Genomic DNA, 11,949 nt, shown 5'->3' with positions numbered 1-11,949 from the left:
GCTCAGCGCTTGCCGTAGCGGTCGAGGTCGAAGAAGAAGTCCGGGACCACGGCCAGCTCGCCCGCCCGCGACACCTCGTCGTAGACGTGCTTGCCGACCGCCAGGTCCAGCACGCCGAGGCCGAACGGGGAGAACACCAGCGGCCGGTCCGCCGGTGGCGTCACCGCGCCGGTCATGACGTCGTGCAACGTGCCGGACAGGAAGTCGCGGTTCCCGGTGAGCTGCTCGGCCAGGTGCGGCGAGGTGTTCGCCTTCAGGCAGTGCTCCACGTCGTCCACCACGTTCGTGGACGCGAGGATCACCTCGGGCGACAGGTCGCGCAGCGACACGTGCAGCACCAGCGGGTTGTGGTCGAACCACGCCGGGTCGGTGACGTGCGGCGTGCCCGCGACGGTGGCGAACACGACCAGGTCGCTGGACCGGATCAGGCTCTCCGCGCTGTCGTGGACCTGCACCACGCCGTCGCCCGCGCCCCGGGCGTACTCGCGGAAGCCGTTCGCGGAGTCGGCGCTCAGGTCGTGCACGCCCACCTCGTCGAAGCTCCACCCGGTGGCGGTCAGGTAGGTGTGGATGTAGCGGGCGATCAGGCCGGTGCCGACGAACCCGACCCTGGCAGGCCGGTTCCGGCCGCGGCTGAGCCAGTCCGCGGCGAGCGCGGCGGACGCCGCGGTGCGCACCGCGCTGACGATGGAGCTCTCCAGGCAGGCGATCGGGTAGCCGGTCTCGCGGTCGTTGAGGATCAGCACGGCGGACGCGCGCGGCAGGCCGGCGGCGACGTTCGCGGGGAAGCTGGAGATCCACTTCATCCCGTGCACGCCGATGTCCCCGCCGATCGACGCGGGCAGCGCGATGATCCGCGAGGAGGGGTCTTCGGGGAACCGCAGAAAATAGGACGGCGGATTGACCGTGTCACCTTCACCGTGCCACCGGTAGGCGGCCTCGATGAGTTCGAGAACGTGCTTCTCGCGGCCTCGCAATACCTCGTTCACCTGAGCGCCGGAAATCACCGCGAAGGCAGGTGTCACGTTACCGTCCCTTTCTCGTGCAGGCCTGAAGAGCAGCGCCGACCCGTCCGGGCAGCGGTCCCGACAACATGCTTGCGAACACGGCTGACAACCCGCTGACACGTCACTGACGGCGGCCGATATAGAAAATCCATAGCTATTTGGGTTCAGGTTGTCCCGACACGAAAATCTCGGGCACTCGCCCTTCGAACACCGGCAGCACTGCGACGAACGTCGGTTCCGCGGCCTTTGTCGTGATCATGACGGGAGGACAAACCTCGATGGAAGATCGTAGGATCAAGAAGGTCGTGGTGCTCGGTGGCGGCACCGCGGGCTGGATGGCCGCGTCGTACCTCGGCAAGGCCCTGGGCCCGGCCGTGACCATCACCGTGCTGGAAGCGCCCGCCATCCCCAAGATCGGCGTCGGCGAGGCCACCGTGCCGAACCTGCACAAGACCTTCTTCGACTTCCTCGGCATCGCCGAGGAGGACTGGATGCGGGAGTGCAACGCCAGCTTCAAGATGGGCATCAAGTTCACGAACTGGCGCACGCCGGGCGTCGGTGAGTCGACCGGTCGCCCGTACCAGGGCACCACCGACCACTACTACCACCTGTTCGGCCTGCTGCCGAACCACGAGAACCAGCCGCTGTCGCACTACTGGACGCACAAGAAGCTGGCCGGCCAGACGGACGAGCCGTTCGACTACGCCTGCTACCGCGAGCCCCCGATCATGGACCAGAACCTCTCGCCGAGGTTCCTGGACGGCACCAAGTGGACCAACTACGCGTGGCACTTCGACGCGAACCTGGTCGCCGACTTCCTGCGCCGCTTCGCGACCACCAAGCAGGGCGCGATCCACATCGAGGACAAGATGGTCGAGGCGGTCATCGACCAGCGCGGCCACGTCTCGGCGCTCAAGACCGAGGCCGGGCGCACCATCGAGGGCGACCTGTTCATCGACTGCTCCGGCTTCCGCGGCCTGCTCATCAACCAGGCGATGAAGGAGCCGTTCCTGGACATGAGCGACCACCTGCTCAACGACAGCGCGGTCGCCGCCCAGATCCCGCACGACGACGCGGTCGACGGTGTCGAGCCCTACACCGGCGCCATCGCCATGTCGTCCGGCTGGACGTGGAAGATCCCGATGCTCGGCCGCTTCGGCAGCGGCTACGTGTTCTCCAGCCGGTTCCAGTCGCGGGACGACGCGACGCTGGAGTTCTGCAACATGTGGGGCCTCGACCCGGAGAACACCCAGCTGAACCAGGTGAAGTTCCGCGTCGGCCGCAACCGCCGGGCGTGGGTCAAGAACGTGGTCTCGATCGGCCTGGCGTCCTGCTTCCTGGAGCCGCTGGAGTCGACCGGCATCTACTTCATCTACGCGGCGCTGTTCCAGCTGGCGAAGCACTTCCCGGACAAGAACTTCGACTCGATCCTGCAGGACCGCTTCAACGCGGAGATCGAGACGATGTTCGACGACTCCCGCGACTTCGTGCAGGGGCACTTCAGCTTCGCGCCCCGCAACGACACGGCGTTCTGGCAGGCGTGCAAGGAGCTGGAGCTGGCGGACGACTTCAAGGAGAAGGTCCGCATGTACAAGGCCGGTCTCGCGGTCAACATGCCGATCACCGACGAGTCGACCTACTACGCCAACTTCGAGGCGGAGTTCCGCAACTTCTGGAACAACTCCAACTACTACTGCATCTTCGCCGGGCTGGAGTACCTGCCCGACCACACCCTGCCCGCGCTGGCCGCGCGGCCCGAGGTGCTCGACTCGGCCGAGCCGGTGTTCGCGGAGATCAAGCGGAAGCAGAAGGAGCTGCTGAGCACGCTGCCCAGCACGTACGAGTACCTCAAGCAGCTGCACGGCAAGTAGCGCTTCCCTCCCCCGGGAAAGACGAGCCCACCGGTACCCCCCGACCCGGTGGGCTCGTCGCCGTGCGGGCACCCGTGCGAACGCAGCGTTCCGCCCTCCTCACCACCGGTCACGGGACTTGTGCGTGATCGACCCGGGTTCCTACGCTCTGCCGACCGTCTTGGTGCTTTTGGGGGGAATTCCGTGATCAGACCGGGTCTCGCGGTGCTGGCCGTCCTGGTGGCGTCGGCGGCGCACGTGGTCGTGCCCGCCGTGGCGGTGGCCGAGCCCGTCGCCGCGCCCGCGTTGTCGAGGTACACCACCGTCACGCCGGCACGGGTGCTCGACACCCGCGGGGGCGTCGGCGCGCCGGCCGGTCGGGTCGGCGCGGGCGGGACCGTGACGGTGGACCTGTCGGGCCGACTGCCGGTGACGGCCACCGCGGTCCTGCTCAACGTGACGGGGCTGGCCGCATCCACGTCGACCACCATCACGGCGTTCCAGACCGGGACGACCCGGCCGGGCACCGCGGCGGTGAACCTGTACACCAACGAGAGCCGGGCCGGCTCGGTCACCGTCCAGGTCGGGCCGGACCGCAAGGTCGACCTGCACAACGCCGCCGGCACGCTGGACCTGGTCGCCGACCTCAGCGGGTACTACGCCACGGGCAGCGGCGCCAAGTACCGCCCCACGGCGTCGGCGGAGCTGTTCGACGTCGCGCTCGGCGCGGCGGCCACGAGGACCGTGGACCTCGCGGCCCGCGTGCCGGCGGGCGCGACCGCCGTCGCCGTCGCCCTCACCGCCGGGCAGACGACCGCGCCGACCTCCGTCACGGCATGGCAGGCGGGCACCGCGCGGCCGGGCACGTCGGTCGTGACCATGGCGGCCCGACGCACGGTCTCGAACCTCGCCGTGGTGGCGCTGGGCGCGGACCGCAAGCTCTCCCTGTTCAACGAAGCGGGCACGATCCGCGTGATCGGCCAGCTCGTGGGCTACTACGGCGCCGACGCCGACGGGGCCTTCGTCCCGGTCACGCCGCACCGCGCGCTCGACACCACCACCGGCCAGGGCAACGACTCCGGCGTCGCCGGACCGCTCAAGGCAGGCGAGTACCTCGATGTCGACGTGACGGCGTCCGCGCCGGCCCTCCCGATCCTCGGCGCCGTGTTCAACCTGACCGCCACGCAGGGCACCGGCACGGCGCGGATCAGCGTGTCCCAGAGCCTGGGCGGCTACACGACGCGCACCCTCTACGCGGAGGCCGCGCGGACGGCGACGACGCAGGTGTTCGGGGAGTTCGACACCTGGCAGGAGATCGGGGTGGTGAACTCCGGCACGTCCGGCTCCGTCCACCTGCTCGGTGACGTCACCGGCTACTTCGTGGACACCTGCGTGGGCAACGCCGGCTGCGTGTTCGTGTGGGGCGCGGGCGTGACGGGCCAGTTCGGCGACGGCACGAGCGGCTACCGCGCCGAGCCGGGCGCGATCCCCGACTTCGGCGACGTGGTGGCCGTCGCGGGCGGCGTCTGGGAGAACATGGCGCTGCGCGCGGACGGCACGGTCTGGGTGTGGGGCTACAGCGACGCGGTGCCGGGGCTGACCGCGTACCGGCCCCAGCGCGGCCGGTCGCGGCAACGGCCTGGCGCTCGGGTCGGACGGCACGGTGTGGTCGTGGGGCCGCACCGCCTACGGCCAGATCGGTGACGGCGTCGACCACGAGGCGGACTACCTGACCACCCCGGTCCGCGTCGCGGGGCTGACCGACGTCGTCGCCATCGCCTCCGGCTACGACAACGGCTACGCCGTCAAGTCCGACGGCACCGTCTGGTCGTGGGGCGACAACACCTGGGGCAGGCTGGGCAGCGGCGTGGCGTGCGACAAAGCCGTGCCGGGCACGTGCCAGTCCAACGTTCCGGTGCAGGTCGTCGGCATGACCGACGCGGTCGCCGTGGCCGACGAGGGTTACGCCCTCAAGCGGGACGGCACGGCGTGGGTGTGGGGCAGCAACCACTACGGCCTGCTGGGCAACGGCTCCACGGACAACCAGGCGCAGAGCCTGGTCGCCCTTCAGGTGCCGGGCCTGACCGACGTCGTGGAGGTCAAGGGCGGCATCGACAACCGCTACGCCCTCAAGGCCGACGGGACGGTCATGGCGTGGGGCAACAACCTGCACGGGCAGATCGGCAACGGCTCGACGAGCACCGAGCACGTCCGCTCGCCGGTCGCGGTGTCCGGTCTGACCGGCGTGGTGACGATCGCGTTGGGCGAGGCGCACAACGGCTACGCCGTCACGTCGGACGGCTCGCTGTGGGCGTGGGGCGACAACCTGAACTTCCAGCTGGGCCGGGCCAGGGACCAGCCGCGCACCTCCGCCGTGCCGCTGCGCGTGGACCGGGTGAGCGGGATCGGCGTCACCCGGATCTCCGCGTACGCCTACGGTCTGCTCGCCTTGGTGCCTGCCGGCTGACTCCCGATGCCACCGGGCGTCGCGACCGCCATCGCGACGCCCGGTGCCCCTTCCTCGAACTCGTGCGTGCTCGGCTCGGATCCTCAGTAGGCTCTGCCGACCGTTCTTGGTTCATTGGGGGGATTTCGTGATGAGACCGGGTCTTGCGGTGCTCTCTGTCGTGGCGGTGTTAGCGGCGGGCGTGGTCGCCGGGTCGGGCGGGGCGGTGGCCGAACCGGCCGCGACGTCGACGCCCGCGTTGTCCCAGTACACCGCCGTCACGCCGGCACGGGTGCTCGACACCCAGGCCGGTGCGTTGGTGGGTGCGGGCGGGACCGTGACGGTGGACCTGTCGGGCCGGCTGCCGGTGACGGCCACCGCCGTCGTGCTCAACGTGACCGGGCTGGCCGCGTCCGCCGCGACCTCCGTCACCGCCTACCAGACCGGCACGACGCGGCCGGGCACCGCGGCCGTGAACCTGCACGCCAACGAGAGCCGGGCCGGTTCCGTCACGGTCCGGGTCGGGCCGGACCGCAAGGTCGACCTGCACAACGCCGCCGGCTCGCTGCACCTGGTCGCCGACCTGAGCGGGTACTACGCGACGGGCAGCGGCGCGAAGTTCCAGACCACCGCGACGGCGGAGCTGTTCGACGTCGTGCTCGCCACGGCCGTCACGACCACCGTCGACCTCTCGGCCCACGTGCCGGCGGGCGTGACCGCCGTGGCCGTGACCCTCACCGCCGGGCAGTCCTCCGCGCAGACCTCGGTCACGGCGTGGCAGGCCGGTTCCGCGCGTCCGGACACCTCGGTCGTGACCGTGGCGGCCCGGCGCACCGCCTCGAACCTCGCCGTGGTCGCGGTGGGCGCGGACCGCAAGGTCAACCTGTGGAACCAGGCCGGGACCGTCCGCCTGATCGGGCAGCTCGCGGGCTACTACGGCGCCGACGCCGCCGGTGCCTTCGTCCCGGTCACGCCGCACCGCGCGCTCGACACCACCACGGGCCTCGGCGCCGCCGGACCTCTCGTGGCCGGCGGGTACCTGTCGTTCGACGCGACGGTCGCCGCACCCGCCCTGCCGATCAGCGGCGTCGTGGCCAACCTGACCGGCACGCAGGGCACCGCGGCGGCGCGGATCAGCATGTCGCAGAGCCCGGCCGACCCGACCGCGCGGACCCTCTACGTGGACGCCGCGCGGACCGCGACGACGCAGGTGCTCGCGCCCCTGTTCGACCGGCGGGTCAAGCTGAGGAACGTCGAAACGTCGGGGTCGGTCCACCTGCGCGGTGACGTGACCGGCTACTTCGTGCAGACGTGCCCGGGCGTCGCCGGCTGCGTGTTCGCGTGGGGCGCGGGCGTGAACGGCGAGTTCGGCGACGGCACGAGCGACTACCGCGCCGAACCGAAGCCGATCCCGGGCTTCGGCGACGTCGTGGCCGTCGCGGGCGGTTCCTCGGAGAACATGGCACTGCGCGCGGACGGCACGGTGTGGGTGTGGGGCCACGGCGAAGCGGTGCCCGGCTGGACGGCGTACCGGCCCGTGCGGGTGCCCGTGCCGTCCGGGATCACCGGCCGGTCGCGGCAACGGCCTGGCGCTCGGGTCGGACGGCACGGTGTGGTCGTGGGGCCGCACCGCCTACGGCCAGATCGGTGACGGCGTCGACCACGGAGTCGACTTCTTCACCACCCCGGTCCGGGTCGCCGGGCTGACCGGCGTCGTCGCCATCGCTTCCGGTGACGACAACGGCTACGCGGTCAAGTCCGACGGCACCGTCTGGTCGTGGGGCGACAACACCTACGGCAACCTCGGCAACGGCGTGATGTGCGACCGGACCGTGCCGGCCACGTGCCAGTCGAACGTGCCCGTGCAGGTCGTCGGCATGACCGACGCGGTCGCCGTGACCGACGAGGGCTTCGCCCTCAAGGCCGACGGCACGGCCTGGGTGTGGGGCGCCAACCACTACGGCCTGCTCGGCAACGGCACGACGGACAACCAGGTGCGGAGCCTGGTCGCCCTCCAGGTGCCGGGGCTGACCGACGTCGTGGAGATCAACGGCAGCAACGCCAACCGCTACGCGCGCAAGGCCGACGGGACGGTCGTCGCGTGGGGCAGCAACCTGAACGGCCAGATCGGCAACGGCTCGACCAACACCGAGCACGTCCGCACGCCCACCCCCGTGTCGGGTCTGACCGGCGTGGTCGCCATCGCGTCCGGCGAGGCGCACAACGGCTACGCGCTCACCTCGGACGGCTCGCTGTGGGGGTGGGGCGACAACCTGAACTACCAGCTGGGCAGGGAGTCTCCGCGCAGGTCCGCCGTGCCGCTGCGCGTCGCGGAGGTGAGCGGGATCGGGGTGCGCGGCATCTCCGGGTTCGAGTTCGGCCTGCTCGCCCTGGTGCCGGCCGGCTGACTCCCTCCCCGACGTCGCGACCTTGCTCGCGTGGGAACCTTGGCGCATGACCCCGCGGCGGATCGTGGTGCTCGGCGTGAGCGGAGCGGGCAAGTCGACGTTGGCGCGCGAACTGGCCCGCGTGGTCGACGGACCGCACGTCGAACTGGACGCGATCCAGCACGGCCCGGACTGGACCACGCCGCCGGACGACGAGTTCCGGGCTCAGCTCGCGTCGGCCACCGAAGGGCCTGTTTGGGTGGTCGACGGCAACCTCGCCAAGCTGACCGCGGACGTGCTGTGGCACCGGGCCGACCTGATCGTGTGGCTGGACCTGCCGCTGTGGGTGGTCGTGCCGCGTCTGCTGCGCCGCAGCGCGGTCCGGATCGCGCGCCGGACCGTGCTGTGGAACGGCAACCGGGAACGGCTGGACTTCCTGGTCGGCCGGGACTCGGTGGTGGCCTGGGCGGTGCGGGCGCGCCGCCGGCACCTCGCCGAGTACCCCGGCCGGTTGGCGCTGGTCGGGGTGCCCTGGGTGCGGCTGCGGTCGGCCGCCGGGGTGGCGCGCTGGCTGGCCGGGTTCAGCGCGGCGAGCCGTCACGGTCCGGCTGCCCGGTGACCCCTCGGGCGACGGGGCTAAAACAGGGCGACGCCCGGCCGTTCCGCTGGGACGCTTGGCGCATGTCCTCGCGGCGGATCGTGGTGCTCGGCGTGAGCGGAGCGGGCAAGTCGACGTTGGCGCGTGAACTGGCCCGCGTGGTCGACGGGCCGCACGTCGAACTGGACGCGATCCAGCACGGCCCGGACTGGACTCCGCCGCCGGCCGAGGAGTTCCGGGCGCGGCTCGCGGCGGCCACCGAAGGGCCGGCGTGGGTCGTCGACGGCAACTACATCGACCTGACCGCGGACGTGCTGTGGCACCGGGCCGACCTGATCGTGTGGCTCGACCTGCCGTTGTGGGTCGTCGTGCCGCGACTGCTGCGCCGCAGCACGGTCCGGATCGCGCGCCGGACCGTGCTGTGGAACGGCAACCGGGAACGGCTCGACGCGCTGGTCGGCTCCGACTCGCTGATCCTGTGGGCGGTGCGGGCGCACAAGAGGCACCGCACCGAGTACCCCGGCCGGTTGGCGCTGGCCGGGGTGCCCTGGGTGCGGCTGCGGTCGGCCGCCGGGGTGGCGCGGTGGCTGGCCGGGTTCAGCGCGGTGAGCCGACGCCCACCCGGAACGGGTCGTCCCGGTCCAGCTTCCCGGTGAACAGGCCCTGGAACAGGTTCAGCTTCTGCATGTTCGACGTGCCCTCGATGAACTCCAGGCCGCGGGCGTCGCGGACCAGCTTGTCCAGCTGCGGGTGGTCGAAGCGGGCGCCGACGCCGAAGAACTCGCAGGCGGCGCGGGTGGCGTCGAGCGCGAGCTGGGACGCGCGGGTCTTGGCCGCGGACGCCAGGTAGCCGTCGGACGTCCGGGCGTCGACCGCCCGTGCCGCCAGGTGCACGAGCGCGCGTGCCGCCGTGATCCGCCTGCCCAGCTCGTCGAGCCGGTCCCGTTCGTCGCGGCGCAACGTCGTGCGGTTGTCGCGGACGTACTCGTGCGCCGCCCGCGCGATGCCGAGCGCGATCGCCGCGACACCCGGCCGGAGCAGGTTGAACGTCTGCACGAACGCCCACATGCCGCGCCGTGACGGGGAGAGGTGCCGTCCGACGAAGCGGGACGCGGGCACGTGCACGTCGTCCAGCGTGATCGCGCTGATCCGCGCGCCGCGCAGGCCGATGGTCTCCAGCGCGGTCGCCGAGAACCCGGGCGTCGGCGTCTCCACCAGCACCGCGTTGATGCCGAGCGGTCCGGAGCCGACGCGGGCGAACACGACCCCGAGCTGCGCCCGGCAGGCGTTGCCGACGTACCGCTTCTCGCCGGAGAGGACCGCGCCACCGTCGACCGGGGTCAACGTCGACGTCAGCCCGCCCGCGTCCGAGCCGCGATCCGGCTCGGTGAGCGCGAAGAACGTCCACAGCGGCTCGGCGAGCATCCGCCCGTAGAACCACTCCTTCTGCTCGTCGTCGGCGAGCAGGTCGACCAGGACGCCGGCCAGCAGCGGCCCGGGCGAGGCGACCAGCATGCCGACGTCGGCGCAGGCCAACTCCTCCATGATGATCGCCCGTTCGAGGGCGAGCGTGCCGTAGAACCGGTTGCCCGCGATGGGGATCGGGACGTTCCCGTACTCCGGCGGGATGCCCATGGTCGACAGGTAGCGGACCGCGGGGAGGTCGAAGTGCGCGCGGATGAGCTCGGGGTCGCGGTCGAGCGCGAGCCCGAGGCGCCGAAAATCCGCACCCCACTCGCGCACCTGGTCCCGCAACGCGACGAGCCGCGCATCCAACCCGCTCACGACTCCCCCCTCCGGAACCGCACACCACCGACGTCCTCGGCACCGCCCGCCCCGCCACCTGCCAACCCGCCACCGACCGACCCGCCGACCGCGCTGCCACCGACCGCACTGCCATCGGCAAGCCCGGCCCCAGCCTGACCTGCCGCGCCGCCACCGCCGGCGTCGGCCGACCCGGCACGAGCGGACCCGGCGTCGGCGGACCCGTTCGAGGTGGCACGCGCGTCCGGAGTCACGGGGGTGGCGGCACGCGCGCCCGACTCGGGTGCGGGTGCGTCCCAGGCGGGGTCGGTGGTCGGGGCGGGCACGTAGGCCTCCGCCAGCAGCTCCGACAGGTGGGCCACCTGCCCCGGGCCGCCGACCAGGTACCCGCTCGCGCCGAGCAGGTTCACCAGCCACCGGTCGGCCGCGGTGATCCGGGCGTGCAGGTGGGCCAGGATCACGCCCGGCAGCTCGCCCGCGTCCACGCCCGTCAGGACCGCGCGCACCTCCAGGTGCTCGATCAGGCCGTCGGCGACGGTCGACTTCACCATCTGCTGCTGCAGCAGCGTGGTGTTGCCGGTACGCCTGCCGTTCAGGTAGCGCATGCACGTCTCGCGCAACGCCTCCGACAGCCCCAGCCGCAGCCACACCAGGCCCAGGGCCCTCGCCGCTCGCTGGTCGGACGTACCGGGGTCGAACGTAGCTGGGTCGGTCTCGGGGTCCGCTGCTCTCAACCGAGGTACGAGAACACTGTTTCCGTACATTTTCGGGCCATCTTCACCCGATCGTGTACCCAGCACCCGCAGCAGCACGACCGCCCCACCAGGCAGGTCCATCGTATCCACAGTGGACTCGTCCAGGCCACTCCGGTCCACCACGACGCCGTCCACCCACACCCGGTCCGCCGACGCCGCGACCTCCTGCGGCACGACCGCGTGCCCACCCGGCCCGCACGGCAGCAGCCCCGGCGTCACCAGCGAACCCAACACCGTCAACGCGGGCGCCAACCCCTCCTCCCGCGCCGCCAGGTGGCAGCGCGAGAGAGCCGCGGCGCCCAACCGCACCGACGTCGTCACCGGGCCTCCCCCACCACGGCCATGCCCAGGTCACCGGTCACCACGTCGTGCTCAACGAGCACCACGCGCCCGAGCGACTCGGCCAGCCCTTCCCACAGCGACGTGCACGGGTACCCGGCCGGCGCGGACCGCACCGTCCCGCCGTGCCGCACCAGTTCCGGGTCGATCCCCGCGCCCGCGACCACGGCCACCCGCTCGTCCGAACCCACCAACGACGCCAGCCCGGAGGCGACGGCGTCCGGCAGCTCGGCGACGGCGACCCCGGGCGTGTGCACCAGCGACAACGGCGCCCCACCGGGCTCCAGCAGCAACGCCACCCCGGCGTCACCGGCCGGCCGGTCGTCCACGTCGTACGGCAACGTCGACTGGTCGGCGATCACCACCAGCGCACGCGAGAACCCGTGCCGCGCCGCGTAATCCGTGGCGATCCGCAACGCCGTGAACGGCGCGCACCGGCCGACGTCGGACACCGAGAACGACAGCGGCGCACCGGGCACGGCCTCCGCCAGGTACGTCGCCGCGGCCAGCCGGCAGTCCAGGTCCGGGGTCGCGTGGGCGACGATCGCCAGGTCCACCGGCCCCAACGGCTCCAGCCCGGCGTGCAGCGATCGGGTCAACGCGGTGAACGTCGTGCCCGGCGAGGTGAGCACGTCCGGCCGCACGGCGACCCCGTAGAGGGACGTGAGGTCGGTGAAGTGGCGCAACGAGAACTCGTCGTCCAACGTGCGGTCGGGGGTGACGCGGGTCCGCACGACCCGCGCCAGCCCCAGCGTCCGCACACCCGACGACCGCGACAGCGTGGGCGCGGAGGTCCGGTACAC

At 71.9% G+C, this 11,949-nt stretch carries 11 protein-coding genes; 7 read left to right on the top strand and 4 right to left on the bottom strand.

What is annotated here, in order from left to right; translation table 11 throughout:
• Positions 1-2 precede the first annotated feature (2 nt).
• Positions 3-1,025 (bottom strand): 2,3-diaminopropionate biosynthesis protein SbnB, encoded by a 1,023-nt coding sequence (gene sbnB, locus ADK67_RS13230; RefSeq protein WP_053716703.1) that lies wholly within the window; start codon positions 1,023-1,025, stop codon positions 3-5.
• A 260-nt stretch (positions 1,026-1,285) separates the two neighbouring features.
• Between sbnB and ADK67_RS13225 the strand changes: the two genes are divergently transcribed.
• The 7 genes from ADK67_RS13225 (at position 1,286) to ADK67_RS13195 (ending at position 8,944) form a co-directional block, all read left to right on the top strand.
• Positions 1,286-2,878 carry a tryptophan halogenase family protein gene (locus tag ADK67_RS13225; protein WP_053716702.1) on the top strand — a complete coding sequence of 531 codons (1,593 nt, stop codon included), beginning with the start codon at positions 1,286-1,288 and terminating at the stop codon, positions 2,876-2,878.
• A gap of 183 nt (positions 2,879-3,061) precedes the next feature.
• Complete coding sequence (locus tag ADK67_RS13220; RefSeq protein WP_053716701.1) at positions 3,062-4,561, top strand: hypothetical protein; 1,500 nt, start codon at positions 3,062-3,064, stop codon at positions 4,559-4,561.
• On the top strand, positions 4,521-5,324 hold the full coding sequence (locus tag ADK67_RS13215; RefSeq protein WP_053716700.1) for an RCC1 domain-containing protein: 804 nt from the start codon (positions 4,521-4,523) through the stop codon (positions 5,322-5,324). Before ADK67_RS13220 ends, ADK67_RS13215 begins: the two co-directional genes overlap by 41 nt.
• A 160-nt stretch (positions 5,325-5,484) precedes the next feature.
• A complete protein-coding gene (locus tag ADK67_RS13210; protein WP_053716699.1) occupies positions 5,485-6,954 on the top strand; it encodes a hypothetical protein in 1,470 nt (489 codons plus the stop codon).
• Positions 6,914-7,711: an RCC1 domain-containing protein gene (locus ADK67_RS13205; RefSeq protein WP_053716698.1), complete on the top strand. Its 798-nt coding sequence runs from the start codon at positions 6,914-6,916 to the stop codon at positions 7,709-7,711. Before ADK67_RS13210 ends, ADK67_RS13205 begins: the two co-directional genes overlap by 41 nt.
• A gap of 46 nt (positions 7,712-7,757) precedes the next feature.
• Entirely contained in the window at positions 7,758-8,309 is a 552-nt protein-coding gene (locus ADK67_RS13200; protein ID WP_053716697.1) for a hypothetical protein, read from the top strand.
• Positions 8,310-8,371: 62 nt separating this feature from the next.
• Entirely contained in the window at positions 8,372-8,944 is a 573-nt protein-coding gene (locus ADK67_RS13195; protein WP_063797589.1) for a hypothetical protein, read from the top strand.
• On the opposite strand, the gene ADK67_RS13190 is transcribed toward ADK67_RS13195, so the two are convergent.
• Genes ADK67_RS13190 through ADK67_RS13180 form a run of 3 tightly spaced genes read right to left on the bottom strand, consistent with a single transcriptional unit; the run spans position 8,886 to position 11,949 of the window.
• On the bottom strand, positions 8,886-10,073 hold the full coding sequence (locus ADK67_RS13190) for an acyl-CoA dehydrogenase family protein (RefSeq protein ID WP_053716696.1): 1,188 nt from the start codon (positions 10,071-10,073) through the stop codon (positions 8,886-8,888). The genes ADK67_RS13195 and ADK67_RS13190 overlap by 59 nt on opposite strands.
• Complete coding sequence (locus tag ADK67_RS13185; RefSeq protein WP_053716695.1) at positions 10,070-11,128, bottom strand: hypothetical protein; 1,059 nt, start codon at positions 11,126-11,128, stop codon at positions 10,070-10,072. Before ADK67_RS13185 ends, ADK67_RS13190 begins: the two co-directional genes overlap by 4 nt.
• Positions 11,125-11,949: a hypothetical protein gene (locus tag ADK67_RS13180; RefSeq protein ID WP_053716694.1), complete on the bottom strand. Its 825-nt coding sequence runs from the start codon at positions 11,947-11,949 to the stop codon at positions 11,125-11,127. Before ADK67_RS13180 ends, ADK67_RS13185 begins: the two co-directional genes overlap by 4 nt.

Source organism: Saccharothrix sp. NRRL B-16348, assembly GCF_001280085.1.
GTDB lineage: Bacteria > Actinomycetota > Actinomycetes > Mycobacteriales > Pseudonocardiaceae > Actinosynnema.
Note: the sequence above shows the minus strand (reverse complement) of the source record. Positions and strands in the feature narration are given on the sequence as shown.